This window comes from Glaciecola sp. HTCC2999 (genome assembly GCF_000155775.1).
GTDB lineage: Bacteria > Pseudomonadota > Gammaproteobacteria > Enterobacterales > Alteromonadaceae > Opacimonas.
Genome location: NZ_DS989810.1, coordinates 372,759 through 391,256 on the forward strand (window position 1 = coordinate 372,759; position 18,498 = coordinate 391,256).

The following is an 18,498-nucleotide window of genomic DNA, read 5'->3' on the forward strand; positions in this document are numbered from 1 at the left end:
CGCCGCCTTCTTATATACACTTCAAAAAACGCTAGCTACTAAATAAGTGATTTAACGTAATCAGCGATGATTTCATTTTTGCAATGAGTGAAGAATGTTGACTGAAACTGCTGACTGCCAACCGCTTGTTTGACCAGCTCCTGATCAAGACTTTGGAACGATTGTAATAAACTATCTTTGGCAACTGCTGCTTTTACTTGCGTTAATATACCCGCATTACGCTGTTGAGGTTCGGCACGTTCAATAGGATAACCTTGACCACGCTCACCTGTAGTAAATGCTTTTTCAAACATGTAACGTATGTTTAATTCAGCGCCCCAGCCGAACCCTTTTGCAAATGCTAATGCTAGCGCGTTACCATTATTGACTTGGTTGAACAAAAACGCATCCGTTGGGTCAATACAATATCCACAAATTACGCCTGGATGAGCATTTAAAGACATCATCGCACCTTGTCCTGTTCCACAACCGGTAATGACAAAATCCACTGCCCCCGTGTTGAGCAGTAAACTCGCTTGAATACCTAAATGAATATATGTTAAGTGGTGATCGTTTTCGTCCACCATACCGACGTTATGCACTTCGTAACCAAGTGGATTAACAACCCCTTCTAATTCTTTTAACACAACTGCGTTTTTGCCAGCTTGGCTATTTTCTAAAGTGAGTGCTATTTTCATTGGCTTTTCTCCAGTAACGATTAATATTTATGAATAAATATGATTTAAATTGATTTTTTATGATTAAAACTGTAACAATATACAATAATTTAACAACTTCGGATAGTACCTATGTACATAAAGCTCGGTTTCTTTTCTTCTATTTTTATTGGTAATTTGCTATTTATCAGTGGCTGCACAACCCCAACTAATACTCCTCAAGATAAAGATTTGCAAAGTATGCTGAACATCGAAAGAAGTATATTTATTCAAAAATATGCCAAGGAAGATCCTGTATTGACAACGCTTGCAGGACAAGCAACCCCGAAAGATAAACAAAGTATAGATTATTGGAATTGGCGTAGCGACCAGTATCTATACGGACAATATCCAGAATACCAAGCGATTTATGATGCACAAACTACAAATAAAACATTCCACCAAATCTATGACATGCCGATAGAAGCTCTTGGACCAACACCGGCTCCAATCAACTCTCTAAGTGCACTTCCTGAAGGGTATTTCACTGAAAATTTACCTGGAAATCCACATACCGGATGGAGCATAGTATCGGGTGATACTTTATACATTACTTATCAAGGGAATCTAACTGACCCATATATCGCAACTTACAATCTGGCAACGCATCAGTGGAACGGTGCATATAAAGCTGGTGAAAGTACACTGTCAAAAGGGATGCGCAAAATCGATAGTCATGGTCGCCCTATTATTGAAAAAGACAGTAAGGGTCATTTACATCTCGTCTATGGTGGACATGGTGGTGAACGTGAAGATGGATTAAACCCTAATTCGATTGATACACCTCATGCAGGTGGTCGTATGCTACATGTCATGTCTAAACGTCCTAATGACATCAGTGAGTTTGTTTATGTAAATGATATTTCACCTTTTGCTTCATACACTAAAAGCTATACCATGGGGAATGGTGACATTTATCTATTCACACGATTAGGCACACATAAATCTCCTTGGGTGTATTATAAAATGCCTCATGGCAAACAAAACTTTGAAGATCCCGTCACGATTACACTACCCACAGTACAGAAAAACAACCCTTTAAATGTAGATACGTTTTATATTAATCCAATAAAAATTAGCGATACAGAAATTGCCATTAGCTACCTATGGCATGAATGTAATTTTTTGGAATATCATGATAAAACGCATTACAGCCGAATTAACGCTTATTATGTAAGTTTAGATACACGTAGCGATACTTTTTTCAATGTACAAGGTGAGCAGATTGCTTTACCGATTACACTTAACGTTGCAAATGAGAAGATGCTTGCATTTGATTCAACGAATCGAGAAGAAACACCTTTTAGCACTAGACCATTACTACTTGATAGTAATACCCCAGCTCTGGCATATCAGGCGTCAACGCCGAACTATCGAGAATGGCGAATGACTGCATTTAAAGATGGACAATGGACTCATAGCTTACCCATGCCAGGTACTGCAAAACGTACCTTAGTTGATCTAAATAATCAGAACATCGAAAACATTATTGCCCTTGAGGTCATTAAGATGTCTAAAGAAACTAAGCAAAATGCACTTGTGGTATACAAAGATTCTCTAGGCAAAAATGTTCTTGCACAAGCAGTTAGTGATAATGGTAACAACTGGCACGTAACACAAATCGAAATTGCAATGCGCAACACACGTATTCAAATCGAACCAATCAAAAATGAAACGCAAGATACCATCGCTATGGTTGTTGCACTGAAAAAAGGAAAAGCACAACGCCTTTACCTCTGGCATGCAGGACAATTTAGAGGTAACTCAAAGAACATACCAATCATTTCCGAGTCTTTTGAAAATGGCGGTTGGAACGCATCGCATCCACGTGGATTTACACCCGGTATAAATAGCAATTTAGCGGCCAATTTTTTGTTTAACCAACATCAGGGCGATCATGCTTTTGTACTAGAAAACAAGATTGTACGTGACGGTCAGTACTCTGCAAAATTAGTGTGGCACCACACTAATCCAGCTACATACAATGGCAATCCCAACAAAATAGATAATGTCGACCGCAAAGCCATGTTCCACGGACATAAAACTCCGACAGTTAAAGGGGCGCATGCATGGTATGGTTTTAGTGTGTATTTTCCCAAAGAAGGCACACAAGAGGAAGAGAACCCTTGGCTATTCTTCCAAATACATGGCAGTGCTGATAAACACCTCAAAGAGCATTCTCGGAATCCTCCGTTTAGTCTTACTTTAACTGAGAATGGTCTTACAGGAAGCTGGAAATGGGATAGTAATGAGTTAAGTCCTACCCGCACGGGTGAAGGCACTGAGAGATTTAATATTCCGGGAGATAAAGACCAATATTTGGACCGTTGGGTTGATTTTGTTGTACATGCCAAGGTTGACTATTCTGAAACTAAAACCGGCATTCTAGAACTATGGGTTGACGGCAATAAAGTGCTAAACGAACATAATATTCAGTTTGGGTACAATGACAAAAACGGCATTTATCCCTCTTGGGGGATGTATTTTAACGGTGATTTAAGTTTAATGCAGCACGATCACTATTTGTACCTTGATACTATCAAAACGAGTTCGGATAAGCGCGCCGTCTATACTGACGTCACGCCTTAGTCACCAATTAATCTCTACGAACCACGGGGCCGTTATCTCCGACTAAATACATACGGCGATAATCGGTCCCATCAGCTTTCTCAGCAATGATTATCCGCGCATCAGGATGCGCATTACGAATAAACGAACTTGATGCAGAGCCAGGGCTATCTAAGTTACTGAGAGATTTTGGACGCAAACTATCAGCATTAGAAGTTCTGTCATCCCAATCGTCTTTAAACTGTAATAGTTCATGTCCTTGAGTAAACGTTTCACCGGCATCATTACTCTCCCACCAACGCACCGAAGTTCGCTTGGTTTGTGAGTCTATGCCACTTAACAAAAAACTAACGTTATCACCTGAGGATAAAAAATCACCTCGACCGATGGGAAGACCATTATTTAAATTGCCATTCCAACGTGAACCATCCCAACGGAAATAACGTGCATTTTTGGGACCGCCAATTTGCCAACCGATATCCTCTCCTATATAAGCAGAAATATGCGGATTGCCTTTTGCATCGACCTTAGTCGTTCCATTAAACGTCCAATTTTTCCCAGTATCAAACGCTAAGGCTTTGGCATCTGCTTCTTCTTTGGTTAAAGGAATTGAAAGTAACTGTCCATCAACACTATGCCATTCATTAGTATCGGTATTAAACGTCATGTAATACAGATTTTTACGTTCAGTCGAGTGGCCGCCTCGATTATTACGTGGTGCGTTGCGGTTCCAACAAAAATGATAATCAAAACCAACTACGATCTGATTCCCTACTCCTTTTGAGACATAGGGATACCAACTATCAGTACCTAACCCATCTGCACGAGCTTTGTATTTTAGGAACGAGACTGGAGATTCAAAAGTTCGACCATTATCGGTAGATTTTTGATATACCCAATCACTACGGTGAGCCCCGTGGCGGTTGAATAAATATAAATCACCATTCTCCATTTTTATGGCTTGGTTATAAGTACCAAACGGTGAGACGTTATCTAAATCAACCCATTCACTGATATCATAAGGGCGAGCGGAAACTGCGTGTTTATTTTCGCCAGAATGATAGTCACCTAATGCATTCTTACCGTGTAAATCAAGAACCCCACCATGGCTGCCATAAAATATATGGATATACCCAGCATGATCAATAATCAACGTCGGTTTTCCGTGGCTGTCAATTTTACCACGCGGGTTTTTACCCAAAATGCTTACCCCTGCTTTATAGGGGCCTTTCCACTCACCTGTAGCATGATTGTATGCTGCGACATAAGGATCTTCTTTAGGGCCTTGATAGGCCAAATAGGTCACGCCATTTTTATATTCTCCAGCTGGGTGTTGCACTACAGCCACGCCTTCACCAAAACCATTCTCAGCAAAGTAATCTCGTTGAAGATTTGTATTTTTATGGATTTGTGGCAGATTTGCGCACCCAATGACAAGACACAAAGTCATAACAATGACTACGGAACTGAAAGCTTGTTTATTCATTATGACTTCCTTTAAGATTGTTCTGGGATACTGAGAAAACATTTACCGGTCCCAAAAGACCAGAACTTTGTAATTTGCGTCGATTAGAACGTTCAAAAAAGTTAAACCCCGTAAACGTGACTCTCTCGCTCTTCGGTGGCGGTTCGTTATTATTTAACCATGCTACGGTATCTCCCACCATGCTATAACCGCTCGTATCAGGTAAAGCTTCATCGCCAATTAGGCGATTCACCCATGTATTAGTCACTGCAACTGTCAATTGGTTTTCTCCAAGTTCAACTACATCAGTGATATCAAGAACAAAAGGAGGCTTCCACAAAGTTGGCATCGACTTGCCATTAATTTTGACTTCAGCTATTTGTTGCACCTCTCCTAAATCCAGGTATATACGATTTTTTTCTGAACGATTCAGTGTATTTAGCGAGAATGAATTTTCATACTTTGCTGTACCCGAAAAATACTTAACACGGTCGTCATTACTATCAATCCAATTAACTAACTGATCGAATTCCACCTGTTCAGGACCACCTAATGCGGTGTCAAACCTTACAGACCATGGGCCATTAAGGGTGTTGATGATGCGACCTTGGTCTTTATTAAGATAAGTGTCTTCTATCAACCGAGTGTATGTGCCTTCGTACTTTGGTGCGTCTTCATCACGTCTTATAAGTACAAAACGTCCACCATAAGGTTCTAAAGCAAGCTTAGTCTTTAGGCGATTTCCACTACGAGTATAGTTGAGAATGGGTTCTACAGAGCCATCATCGACATTCCAAATTTCGGGTTGACCATCCCCGTCCTTAAAGTCGATATTAATATGTTTAAACACCGGCTCATCATTATGAAAATAATATAAAGTATTCTTGCCAATTCGACGTTTTGCGAAATACTTTACTGGTTGTTCATCAATTATAAGATCGGCAGCTAAGCCCAGTTTACTGATGCTCTCTTCTAAGCTAAAACTCGAAACCGTACCTAATTTGAAGCGATTAAGCCCCTCTTTCGAGTCTCCCCATAACTTATCAACAATACTCGTAAATTCTGCTTGTTTAGGCAACTCACTAAAACCAATAACAGATTCGGGTTTCTTGCCTATCACTGTTGCTCCCTGCGCAACGAGTTCTTGAATTCTCTTAATAGTGTGAAAGTTTAAAAAATCGGTCCTATTAAGTACTATCGCTCGGTAGCGTGTTCCCTCAGGAAGCACAATAAGCCCATTTTCTACTTTTGCTCGGTTAATCAACACATCTGTATTCACATGATCAAATTTAAATCCTTCGGGAACTTGCAGGCGCTTTGTTACACGAAGCGGAGCTACATCACCAATATGCACTAAAAAATCAGCATCCGGGACTCCTTGTTGTAATAAGTAAGAACCACGGGCAAGGTATTCAAACCACTTAGACCCGCCGTTAAGCCACCATGTCTGAGTTCGGTCGATATGAGAACCGATTGAATCCATTGTCATTCCGGGTCGAATGTGGTTATTAGGTTGATGTGCAAAGCGATGAAACATAGTTTCATTGATACCACGTGCCCACATGTGATCACCATGATGTTTGTAATAATAAGGGTGGCCATACCAGTTAGTTTGTGTCGAAGTAAACGACTCTGCAGAGACTATATTACGCCCATAAGTATGTGCTGATGAAATGGCGGCCTCGACCCGGCTATGATAGCGTTGTTCTTCGCCATAAGGGGCTTTGACCCAAAACTCTCCCATCAATCTATCAGCTTTACCGCCGGCCGCGAGTTCATCAAATGGCCCCCAACCATAAGGTTCTATGTAAGATTCCATACCATACTCGTTGGCAATACGAGTAAATTCCCCAAAATAGTTATCGACCATCAAATTCGATAAGTGCTGACGATATTCTTGTAACACTGCGCCAGTGTGCCGAGGAGATTCAATCACGCGTCCGGTCATCGCTGGCAGCCAAGGTATAAAATCATAACCAAATTTAGCACTAAAACTTTTATCTATATTGCTGGTCCAGTTTTGCCCCCCCACTCCATAACTATCAATCTCAGTGGTTTTTAATGAGTTAATATTCTTAGCTTTGAGTTGCTTGGCAAATTTACCCACATACTGGTCAAAGTGAAAACGCAATGCTTGCGCATCGAACTTATCTACTTCTAAACCTTTGCCTTCAGTAGAAGATGGGACATTTTTAGCTCCTGTACTAGTGTAGCCAAATCGCAGCACGCGCCATTGTCCATCAGGTACATTGATACCCTGCTCAGGAATCTCTCCCCGATGTAAAACGACAACGTCATCTAAGGCTGTAATGGCATGACTAGAAATCTGAGGAGCTAAACTTAATCGACCTCGTTCCATGGAATTCATTGAGTACCAATCGTCAATGCGGGGTACCGACCATAAATCAAAACGAGTCAGTGTAATAGGTTTGTCAAATACGATCCGAAAATACTTAGCGGTATAACCATCTTGGTCTTTCGTAACTAATTGGGGGCTAAATGCCCACAAACGAGCCCCAGGGCGTGGACGTCTTAATTTTTTATCAACGGTAATAAATTTTTTGCCATCTTGAGAAATTTGCAAAGACGCATCACCATGACGATTAGGTGTCTCAATATGAAGACTTCGAAGAGTAGCAGGTTTGTCGAGTGTTACTTGTACCCAATAATCATCGTCATCATTTTTATTAAATGTGAATGTTGTATCCCAATCTTTGTCCTGTAACACATTTGTATTCAATGATAGGTCAGACGAGGAAAGCCTTGCATTAGCAAATTGATTGCTTTGATTGTATTTATTTTCTGGCAAGGCGATAATTGCAATATCACGATAAAGGCCTTCATAATAACCAGGCTGTGCGGGAGTCATTTTTTGAGGACCGGAAACATTTGTCTCTGACCACGTAATTCTTTTCATGGATTGTTCTGGAGATACCCATGGCCCTCCGCTAGAAGTCCACCCATCAGCATTGTGGATGCCAAATTCAATATCGTGTTTATCGGCTTGTGCTGCTGCATGAACCAAATGTTCAAAGAACTCATCTGTACCAAAGCGCACGGGACCTCTAGAAGAATATGGCCGATCTTTGCGATGCACATGAAAAAATATAGCTCCGCCAATACCCGCATCACTCAATGCTTGAAAATCGCCGGTAAACCCTGGCTTACTCAAATTGCCATTCATGGCGTGCATCCAAGTTTTTGGTAAATACTCAGCAGTGGGTTTCGCAAAGTACTCGGCATTGAGTTGTCCTGCAAACACATTAGGTGTTAAGAAAAAACTCAACACACCACTACACAATAATTTCTTCCACATTGACACTTCTCTCTTATTTTTATAACTATTAACGTTAAATATAAAATAAAACCCAACTGTGTTTTCACTCAGTTGGGTTTCTAAGGATTATAATCCTGCTAACAACGTCTTGTTAGAATGTATAGCTTACGCCTACGCGATACGTGCGACCTGCAAAGCGGATACGGTTTACTGCATCCTCGTTGCCGCCGATGTATTCATAGCCTTGGTCTTCGGTCAAGTTAAAGGCGCGCAAATCAAATCGTAACTTATCGCTGTAGCGATAAGATGCTGCCATATCAAGGCGACCACGATCTGTTTCGAAACGTGCATCTGTACCTAAGAAAGCTGAGTTGGTGCCATCTAAAATAATGTTTTGAGATAGCTGCTGCGCTTCACGCCAATTATAGGTTAAACGGATACTATATTTTTCGTTTTCCCAGTAACCAACGACATTATATGACTCAGGAGATACGCGTAATAGCGTTGTACCGTCGTCTGATTCGTCAGTATTGATCTTGGTATAGTTAAATACGCCACCAAAACCGTTCCACGGGTAAGGTAAAAAGTCGAGTTTCTGCTGAACGGCAAGCTCATAACCAGAGACTTTAATAGATCCTGGTGTATTAATAGCTTGGTTAACCGTAATGCGACGACCCAAATCATTGGTTGTACCGTCAGAACTAGTAAATGGCTCAAGTTCGCGGCACTCTAAACCACCAGTACCGCCACCCTCTACTAGCCCAGTAGGACCGAATAGTCCGTCACTGACATCTGTTGGAATATCATCTCCACAAGCTGGAGCGCTGCCAAATAGCCCGGTAATCTCTTTTTCAAAGAAACCAACTGAAATAGCACTACCCTCGCGGTTATACCATTCGAGCGAAATGTCAAAGTTATCTGCTGTATATGGTTCTACATCTGACGCTGGTAGGTCCACGCGAACGCTAGTGATATCACCATCGTCATTTTCGTTAGCTGTGACAATTGTTGTAGGGTTTTGACTACGTAAATTTGGTCGCACAATTCCTTCATAACTCGCCAAGCGTAAAATAACATCGTCAGTTAATTCAAATTTAACGTTAAACGAAGGCAGAGTATGCGTATAGCTGTTGCCAGTAGTACGTGTTTGCAAAACACCATCTGCGTCAAGGAATGCACCAGTGAATTCATTATCGGTTTCGATTCTTCTAAAACCTAAATTACCAGCATAAAAGACTGAACCAAGTTCACCACTAAAGTTACCCATAATGTATGCCGCAGTAATATCTTGAACGGTACTGAAATTACGTGCGTAAAATTGGTTGCGGCCACCCGCTAATCTAACTCCCCATCCTGTGGGGTCAGCGAGCGCAGAACCCTCAGGTAAACGGTCTAAAATCCCTTGTTGTAGCAATGGACGAATATTTACAGAATCGATTGTGCTCCAACCTGTTCCCGGACCAAATGCACCTGGGAAGTTTCCTTTGAAAAATGGCCCTTGAGTTTCGACAAACAATCGCGCATCACCAAAAATATTTTCAGTTGTTAGCGCCTCAGCATTCAGCCCGCCAGCACCGACCCGCAAATCATTATTTACTAATTCTTCAGTTTGATAACGATAACCGCCCTTTACTGACTCTAAACGAAAAGTATCACCAAAACCGAGGTCGGTATAACGAGAAACATTGAACTCGCCAGAGTCCAGTTCACGTATTGGATTATCTACACGGCCATTGACATAAAATTGAACTCGGCGACCGTCATTTACTGAGTCGGGCAACGTACTGTTAAATCCAGAAGCATTCGGTGTGCTCCAATCTCCGTCATAGATAAACGAACTCAACACTGAAGGATCTTGCACTTGGACGAAGGCCTGAGCTAAATTGCCGTTGCCTGTGTTAATTTCAACATCTATCCCAGTTGGCGCCCAACGTTGGCGACTGCCATCCACCTGATGACGTAAGTCTATGCCTTCGTTAATAAAGAAATTTTCTGATTCTGAACGTGAAAACTTGGCATCTACTACCCAATCATCTTTTGCATAATCAGCGTATACAAATAAGCCGTCAGCATCTTCAGTAAATTGAAATAATCGGTTGGCTGGCAACCAGTTTAAATTAGTCCAACTCGCATGTCCGACTGTGTAAGTCTGAGGTTCGCCAGGGCCTGCAAAACCCGAAGAAGAGGGTGCGCCAATTAATGTGACTTGTTGCTGTGAGTTATCGGCTTGACGACGTGCTAAAAATTGAGAGTCTTCTAAATTGCTACGGTCAAGAGTACGCTTGGTGTAAATATAATCTAAACCAAGTTTAAAATGTTCAGTCGCTTTAAATTCAAGATTGATCGCACCGGAATGGCGATCACCATTACTAACCTCGGCGGCCTGCCCTGCACGGGAGATAACACGGATTTGTGAATTATCAGGAAGGCCATGCAAAGCACGATATTCATCAATTGCCTCGGCACTTATAATCGGTCTAACACCCGTCTGCTCACCTGTCTCCTGGTTAAAATTGACAAGGTTAGTGTATTGCGTAAAGTTAACTGTGTCGCGACGGTAGTTTTGTTCTGAACCAGCAACTTTAAAAGCAACGCCAAGGCGACCATCCATAAAATGCTTAACACCTTGGAAGCGATATGTTGTATTAAATTCTTCTGATAAATCCTCATAGCGAGAACCTAAATCCACCTTCATCAGACCGTCACGCTTGCTTAATGCACGTTGAAATTTAAGATCAACGATACCAGCAACGCCACCGGCTTGAAGATCGGCCGTCGGACTTTTTACAACAGTAACACCATCAAATATACCAGCTTCGAATGCACCAAATGGATTAGAGGCACCTGCCGCGCCTGCACTTCGGCTTGGCGTAGCAATTGATTGTCCTCCGGCAGTGGTTCTAACAAATCCTCCCGGTAAACCACGCAAGCTGATTTCAGAATCACGTTGACCGCCATCGCGGTTCAACTGAATTCCAGGCAGTGCCTGTAAGGCTTCACCTAAATCAAGTGCTGGTAAATCATCAATGTCGTTTGCTGAGATTGCGTCAACAACAGAACTAGCGTCGCGCTTAACTAACAAAGCTGCCTCTAGCGCGTCGCGTACGCCAGTTACCTTGATAACTTCAACAGATTCCTCTTGTTTAGATAACGCCTCGTTAACTTCTTGTGCAATAACGGTTGGCGTGCTTACAGCAAGCAATAATGCTGCCGTGCCTGTTTTGAATGTGTGCTTAGTTGTTTTCATATGTCTTCCTAATATTAAGAGCAAAATCCATAAAAAAGAGTAAAGACTTAAATATTTATCATAAACTCAACATTAAATTAACATATACAAAAAATCAAATCAAATCATTAACAATCAAAAAAATAATAAAAAAATCATTTATAGTCATTGCATTTCAACTTGAATGTTTTTAAATACCGCCCTGCTTTATACTTCCCACTATATTGTGTATATGGTCCAGCTAAATCCAAAAGCGCCGAAGTATTACTTGGGACCGTAAAACGCCAAATAATAGTATCCACCTGACGTTCCCATTGGCTATCAATCGTGCTGTATCCTATTGAAATATTAAAGGCAGTATCGCCATAACCATAATCACTCAATGCAAGATATAAATAGGTCTGAGCTAGTGCACCAACTGAGGCATGTCCATTCCATGTACTGATAACATCGTTATTGATGGCTTGAGCTACCTTTGCTCGCACTTCTTTGGGTGCAATATCAACTGAATCCTTTTTATTACAAATCTGCTGTATGCAGCCACTTTATTTCATACTTTTGCACGCTAAACGATGGGATTACACGGTTTATCTTGATCTTTGATCCACTCTGTTTATTTGGCAAAGTCTCTGCGTCTACCCATTCACTCCATACGAGCTGGTTTTTACGCTCAAACCCAGAGCGAAACACATTAAATTGTTTTAACCCTTGCGAGTTTAGGCGTTTATTTAATGCCGCAGTAGGATGGGTATTGGGCAACAACCAGCCACCGGCACTAACCGGAATGGTGGCTTTTGGTGACTCCGCAGTGAATACTTGTTCAATATTAGATGCACGATCAAGTTGCGCAACGCGATACTGATAGCTGGTACCTACCGCTTGCTTTACATTGAGAGATAATGACAGTGATTCTGGAGACTGATACGTCAAGTTTTTGTTATTAAAATTGTATGCCAGCACATCAATCGCATGGTTGTCTGGGTGCTGAGTCACGATTGCATCAATATTATTATCCAAGATCAATGGGGAACCTGTCACCGTATTAGTATAAATACGACTGCCCAACATACCATGTAGAGCAAACTGCGTCATTGCTTCTCCATTGTAATACCCCCCATGAGCATTACCCCACTGAAATATCTGTCGAATATTTTTTTGTAACGCCATTTTCGAGAGCATGGCGAAAAATGCAGAATTATGTGATGTTCCGACACTTACAAAACCAGCACGCTCCATCTTGACAATGAATTTAAATTCATGAATCTCAAAACTGGCATTTTGATTATAGTCAGGGTGCTCCACAATTGGAGCTATTTGTTGAGTATAGACATTCTCCATATCCATCTCATGAGGATGCGTAATATGCGGATAATAGGATATAGCTAAAAAATCATAAGGGACATTATGTTTTTTGGCCCAATTTACAAAAGATGGCGCATAAGCATCTTCACTCTGACCAGTATAGTCTATGTATTTGCTTTTATGAGACGCCTCACGAAAATGTGCTCCAACGACGGCATCAGGTAACACGCTTTTAACTGCCTCGACAGTATTCTGATAATGGGCAAAAAACTCTTCACGCGTACCCGCCCAATGCTGTGGCCGCGTATCAATTTCCGAACCGATACGAAAGCGCCATTGCAATACAGTTTCTTTACTATATGTTGATACTAGATGTTGTATAAATGCTGCAATATACTGCGACCACGCTTTCGCATCATTTGGGGGGATTCCATTGCCATATACACCAACCCGATCTTTACTTAAGTAATTGTTACCATCAGGCTTATCCACAAAGTTAATCCCTCGCTGAAATGCCCATGGCGGATTATCAAGGACAATCTGAAAGATATCCCAATCATTTGCCAACCAGCGGTCGATACGCTGAGTTGCTACCTTAAAATTATAGACATATTGCTCGCCATCCCATTGATATGTATCACCGGAAATATCTTGATTATACCAACCACCTAACATACGCACAGTCGTCACTTTGGGTGTACGACCATAAGTTGCAGGTTTTGATTTTGGGTTACCACGCTCGGTTCTGACCGCGACATCGAAAAAATCAAACATTTCGCCTGCATGAGCATCTTGGTCTCGAAGATCGGCATTGATTGTTACCGTATTATTAATGACGTTACGCGGTGCATAAAATGAGGGCCCATCTAAAGGATACTGCTGTTGTAACATGTCCCGAAGACGCGTTTCTACTTCTGCATATTGTGGTTGTTTAGCCACATTTTCAGTTGCGACCTGACTGTCACGATGATCATACAACTCTTTAAATTTGATGGCATGCGAATTTGCGTCACGCCATTCGGTATAACGCCATAATCCATCGGTAACAGATACTCCCATTAGAGGCCCGCGATTAAATATACTAAACGCTGCCTGCTTGAGTTGAATTTGAGGCTGTTCGAGCAGAGGTTTTAAGCTAACGCCATCGAGAACAGGTAGTGGCAGACCTGCCGTTTCCGCAATCGTCGGGAAAATATCGACATATTCTACTAACGCATCGCTCGTAACACCTGATTTTCGCTTCGGCTCTTCAAGTGCCTGACTGATAATCAAAGGTACGCGTGTATCCAGCTCCATATTAGTATGCTTATTCCACGCGCCATACTCACCAAGTTTATATCCATGATCACTCATAAAAATAACCGTGGTATTTTCACGTAGTCCTAGTTCGTCCAGTGTGTTTAAGACTTTTCCTACCTGCGCATCCATATAGCTCACCGTCGCGTAATAGGCATGAATCAAGGTTTTAGTGAGTTCGTCGTCTGTATAACCCTCCTTTGGTATACCACCGTACATGCGTAACTCATTCCATTTAGTCAAAGCGAGCCTAAACATATTGTCTGGTGTCTTTCTACTTGGCACGGTGAATTGATCGCGTTGATACATATCCCAGTATTTTTTAGGTGCATTAAAGGGTAAATGTGGTTTGCTAAATCCAACAAACATTAAAAATGGATCGTTTTGGTGTTCACGTAATGCAATATCTGCATCACGAGCAACCTTCCCATCTTTATAAAAATCGTCCTCTACGTTTCCAGCTTCATAAGCATATCTAACCGCCTGCTTTTCTGGATCGACATAAAAATTAGGTAATTTTTTAATATGTGTCGACCAGTTCTCTTGATCATCTGTAGTGCTGTGGTAGACCTTGCCAATACTAATAGTTTTATAACCGTTCGCCTTAAATAACTGGGGTAGAGATACAACATTGGGTTGGTTTGGGCGCAATCGACCATCTCGACGAATAGTATACAACCCAGTAGTTTCCGGTCTTAGGCCAGTCATAATACTCACTCTTGATGGACCACAAATAGCTTGCTGAGCATAAGCTCGATTAAAACTCACACCTTGATTAGCTAGTTTATCAATATTAGGAGTAATTGCATGAGCATGTCCATAGCTACCCAAATCAGGACGCAAATCATCAATCATGAACACAAGAATATTGGGTTTAGAGTTTTTATCATCAGCATTTTTGTCCTGTTCAAGTGCATGACTTGAAAACATGATAAATATGAGGAAACAATACATAAACATACTGATATTTCTTGGATTATGAAGGCGATGGAATTGAACTTTATTCATTTAAAGGACCTTATTTTCCATTGACCTGGTGCGATTTTGAAGTTGATGAAATCTTTATCTTGACCAATAAATTCAATACCCAGCATTTGCTCTTGCATACGCCCTGCCTGCCAAATAGATTCATCATTAAATACAATAGAGGAAATATTGAAATAACGTTTAGGAATGCCTAAAATTGCAGTTGTATCTGATGGCGATACAAGTGTTATATCAATCTGCGTGTCGCTACGCTCAATCATAAAATCAATATCACCTTTCACGCTTGGAACGAGTTGATTTACACGTTTCATATGTGCCATATTCGGCTTAATTTCATATTCTTCCCATGCTACGGATGTGGGAGCAATACCAGCAATAAACTGACTTAACACAGTACTCGGTGCATTCCATGCGTGGTTTTCAGTTCCACCAGATGGAAGGTATTCTGCCAATGTCGATAAAGCAGGGTTATTAACTTGTTTTGCGTAACGAGTTTTCATCCGCACAAGCGCATCACGATGACGACCCGCTATTGCCATCGCGTTATATACCATCCACTCAAAATGCGGACTTGAATAGTGATTGGGGATGAGAACATTATCAACGATTTGTTGGTATTGTGAAGGCTCAGCAAGACCGAATAGAATTGCGATAGCATTGGCGCGATCATCTTTATATTTATCCGGCTGACTGCTAAAAAATCCATCTTGCCAGTATTGCTGTTGATAGGCGCGCTTGATTGAGGAAATACGAGAATCATAAAAGCTTAAGTGAGTTTCATCACCCAATGCTAATGCCATATTTTTAGCTGCTTTTAACGCACTGTAATACAAAGCATTCTGAATAACGTCATAGTCAATCGTGTCTTGCGGCCCCCAATCCGTCCATTTCCAAGCACCGCTTCTAAAAGTAGCTAGACCGTTTTCACGCAAACCCCATAGTGTTAAATATCGATGCACATAAGGATAAGCAAATTTAAGTGTTTCAATATCACCAGTATTAAAATAATAGTGCCAAATGCCTTGATCAATAAACTGTAAGCTTTGCGCGGGTAATTCTCGAAATCTACCTGGTGCAAGGCCTGCAAAAATACCCGTTTCAGTATCGCTGAAGGCCAAGGTAACTTTAATTGCCTTCTTTAATAAATCTCGACCAGGTTGATCCATTGAATAAAATAAATAACTCGCCTGATCTGCAACGTCACCAATCCACAACCCTCGCTCTCTATCAGGAGTATCCATAAAATTATCACGTGCACAAATATAAAGCGTATTTTCAGCCATTTGCCAGATTCTATTCAGCCATGGGTCATCTGAAGAAAAATGACCTGGTGTTTGACCAACTCCGGTCCATCGATATTTTAGCCCGTGGACGATCACTCCTTTTGGAATCTTAAAATTAATAATTCGACCATTTGACCAAGAGTATGATTCAAACTGCTGACGCCCTTGCCGAGTGGTATATGTAGTCTCAATAGTATTTAAACGCATATTGCTATTGATATGTATGACCTCATTCGCGTTAGCCTCAATATCAAAATAAGGCGTAAAATTTTTATTAAAATCTAGCTTACAACGTATCGTCTTACCATCACTAACGAATGGGAATTGGTCTTGTGTATAATTACTACAATTGCTCAAACCATAATCATGCAATATTGGAATTTCACTGGGAAATAGCTTATAAAAAGGTGCTCTGGGAGGAATAAGATGACCATGAGCAGATTGCCATGTTGAATCATCAAATACTTGTTGAACCCAGCCTTGCTCAGTCCAATCTCCCATTGCCAAACGTGCATCATAGTCGACATTCCATGCAGCAATGCGGTAAGGTGATTTTTTAGTAACCTTTTTGGCGAAGGCTGGATGAGTCTTAACTTTCCAAGTATTATTAGTTAATATTTTGATACCACCAACATCAGCTTGAAAAATAAAACCGCCTTTATTAGATGATATATGCGTTCCTTTTTGTCCATTATCTCCGTAATACCAAACCAGCGCAGCAATCGTATTTTTGCCTTCTTGCAAATAATCACTGATATCAACTTCATCGTAATATTTGTTAGAAGCAATAGGAAAATAGTCCACACGTGGGGAGGCTTTAACAGGGCTTGGTCCTCCCGTATAACTCCCTTCAAAGACGACTAACTCGCCGTTAATCCATAGCCAATATTTTGTATCTGCACTGATGTATGCTTTCGTATTAGCTGGCACGTGGTCTAGAGATACATTCTTTCGGAAGGCAACCCAAGTGTTAGGGTCGGTAAAACGGGTCTTCTCCCAGATCCAATTAGCCTCCCACTCTACAGCTTGAGAAGATAAAGAAGCCAGCATAATCATACAACCGAAAACTGAATTTTTTAAAAAAAGATGCATAGTACGTTCTCCACTTATAACCTAATTAATACTATAAAGCCTGACGTTCATTCATTCGATACTGATCATCTAACTCACGTGCTACACGCACAGCCAACCCATGCGTGACCATCCGACAATATTAGTACAATATAAATACCGACTACATAGCTCTTGCAATGGAGTGATTTCCAATCTCACCAATTGACTTAGCTCCTGTCAGCGTCATCGCTACGCGTATTTCATTTTGATAAAGACTCAACAAATGCTCTACGCCTTGTTGCCCTCTCGCGGCTAATGCATAAATATACGAGCGTCCTAACATAGTACAATCAGCACCAAGTGCCAGCATCCGTACTACATCTAATCCACTGCGAATACCCGAATCCACAAACAGCTTAATATCACCTTTCACCGCATCAGCAATCAGAGGCAATGCTTTTGCTGAGGACATAACCCCATCGAGTTGGCGTCCACCATGATTAGAAACAACAATTCCGTCTGCACCAAAGCGCACTGCATCTTTAGCATCTTCAACATCCAATATACCTTTGATAATTAATGGACCATCCCAAAACTCGCGGATCCATTCCAAATCCTGCCACGAAATCGACGTGTCAAAATTATCACCTAGCCATCCTATATAATCACCTAACTTGGTCGTTTTATTACGATATGCAGAAATATTGCCCAAATCATGAGGTTTGCCTAATAAACCAACATCCATCGCCCAAGAGGGATGAGCAACTGCTTGCATTACCCGACGAAATTCTGCGTATGGCCCACTCATACCTGAGTGCATGTCACGATAACGAGCACCAGGCGTTGGCATATCTACAGTAAAGACTAACGTTGTAACGCCTGCAGCCTTAGCGCGTTCCAGCACGTTTTTCATAAACTCACGGTCTTTTAACACGTACAGTTGAAACCACATTGGGCGTTTAATCGCTGGTGTGACTTCTTCAATAGGACACACAGAGACCGTCGACATAGTAAAAGGGATCCCCATCTTTTCAGCTGCTTTTGCCGCCTGAACCTCACCGCGGCGAGCATACATTCCAGTTAGCCCAACGGGAGAAAGTACCACTGGCATTGATAATTTTTCACCAAATACATCGTGCTCAAGGCTCAATTCTGACATATCATTTAAGACTTTTTGCTTCAAAGCGATGTCTTGTAAATCGCTAACATTATTTTTTAATGTCGTTTCAGTATAAGAACCACCATCAATATAATGAAATAAAAAAGGCGGTAGTTTAGCTTGCGCAGCTGCGCGGTAATCGGTTGTCGCGGATATAACCATGATTAAAATATTTCCCTTATAAAAT

General features: G+C 41.3%; 9 protein-coding genes. 1 reads left to right on the forward strand and 8 read right to left on the reverse strand.

What is annotated here, in order from left to right:
- Positions 1 to 38 precede the first annotated feature (38 nt).
- Complete coding sequence (locus G2999_RS01670) at positions 39 to 677, reverse strand: RpiB/LacA/LacB family sugar-phosphate isomerase (RefSeq protein WP_010178095.1); 639 nt, start codon at positions 675 to 677, stop codon at positions 39 to 41.
- Positions 678 to 788: 111 nt separating this feature from the next.
- Between G2999_RS01670 and G2999_RS01675 the strand changes: the two genes are divergently transcribed.
- Complete coding sequence (locus G2999_RS01675; RefSeq protein ID WP_010178097.1) at positions 789 to 3,284, forward strand: heparin lyase I family protein; 2,496 nt, start codon at positions 789 to 791, stop codon at positions 3,282 to 3,284.
- A gap of 7 nt (positions 3,285 to 3,291) precedes the next feature.
- On the opposite strand, the gene G2999_RS01680 is transcribed toward G2999_RS01675, so the two are convergent.
- The 7 genes from G2999_RS01680 to lldD all read right to left on the reverse strand — a co-directional run bounded on the left by G2999_RS01680 (position 3,292) and on the right by lldD (position 18,473).
- Positions 3,292 to 4,749: a BNR-4 repeat-containing protein gene (locus G2999_RS01680; RefSeq protein ID WP_010178099.1), complete on the reverse strand. Its 1,458-nt coding sequence runs from the start codon at positions 4,747 to 4,749 to the stop codon at positions 3,292 to 3,294.
- Complete coding sequence (locus G2999_RS01685; protein WP_010178100.1) at positions 4,742 to 8,044, reverse strand: glycosyl hydrolase; 3,303 nt, start codon at positions 8,042 to 8,044, stop codon at positions 4,742 to 4,744. The genes G2999_RS01680 and G2999_RS01685 overlap by 8 nt, the downstream gene beginning before the upstream one ends.
- A 112-nt stretch (positions 8,045 to 8,156) precedes the next feature.
- Positions 8,157 to 11,252 carry a TonB-dependent receptor gene (locus G2999_RS01690; protein WP_010178102.1) on the reverse strand — a complete coding sequence of 1,032 codons (3,096 nt, stop codon included), beginning with the start codon at positions 11,250 to 11,252 and terminating at the stop codon, positions 8,157 to 8,159.
- Between the two features lie 134 nt (positions 11,253 to 11,386).
- Entirely contained in the window at positions 11,387 to 11,716 is a 330-nt protein-coding gene (locus G2999_RS01695; protein WP_010178104.1) for an alpha-L-rhamnosidase C-terminal domain-containing protein, read from the reverse strand.
- Positions 11,717 to 11,750: 34 nt separating this feature from the next.
- Positions 11,751 to 14,837 carry a sulfatase-like hydrolase/transferase gene (locus G2999_RS12760; RefSeq protein WP_010178106.1) on the reverse strand — a complete coding sequence of 1,029 codons (3,087 nt, stop codon included), beginning with the start codon at positions 14,835 to 14,837 and terminating at the stop codon, positions 11,751 to 11,753.
- Entirely contained in the window at positions 14,834 to 17,149 is a 2,316-nt protein-coding gene (locus G2999_RS01705; protein ID WP_232222389.1) for an alpha-L-rhamnosidase N-terminal domain-containing protein, read from the reverse strand. Before G2999_RS01705 ends, G2999_RS12760 begins: the two co-directional genes overlap by 4 nt.
- A 184-nt stretch (positions 17,150 to 17,333) precedes the next feature.
- A complete protein-coding gene (gene lldD / locus G2999_RS01710) occupies positions 17,334 to 18,473 on the reverse strand; it encodes an FMN-dependent L-lactate dehydrogenase LldD (protein ID WP_010178110.1) in 1,140 nt (379 codons plus the stop codon).
- Between the last annotated feature and the right edge of the window lie 25 nt (positions 18,474 to 18,498).

Excerpts from the sequence above, each read along its gene's own strand:
- G2999_RS01670 (WP_010178095.1), bottom strand. The coding sequence starts at position 677 with ATGAAAATAGCACTCACTTTAGAAAATAGCCAAGCTGGCAAAAACGCA.
- G2999_RS01675 (WP_010178097.1), top strand. The coding sequence starts at position 789 with ATGTACATAAAGCTCGGTTTCTTTTCTTCTATTTTTATTGGTAATTTG.
- G2999_RS01680 (WP_010178099.1), bottom strand. The coding sequence starts at position 4,749 with ATGAATAAACAAGCTTTCAGTTCCGTAGTCATTGTTATGACTTTGTGT.
- G2999_RS01685 (WP_010178100.1), bottom strand. The coding sequence starts at position 8,044 with ATGTGGAAGAAATTATTGTGTAGTGGTGTGTTGAGTTTTTTCTTAACA.
- G2999_RS01690 (WP_010178102.1), bottom strand. The coding sequence starts at position 11,252 with ATGAAAACAACTAAGCACACATTCAAAACAGGCACGGCAGCATTATTG.
- G2999_RS12760 (WP_010178106.1), bottom strand. The coding sequence starts at position 14,837 with ATGAATAAAGTTCAATTCCATCGCCTTCATAATCCAAGAAATATCAGT.
- G2999_RS01705 (WP_232222389.1), bottom strand. The coding sequence starts at position 17,149 with ATGCTGGCTTCTTTATCTTCTCAAGCTGTAGAGTGGGAGGCTAATTGG.
- lldD (WP_010178110.1), bottom strand. The coding sequence starts at position 18,473 with ATGGTTATATCCGCGACAACCGATTACCGCGCAGCTGCGCAAGCTAAA.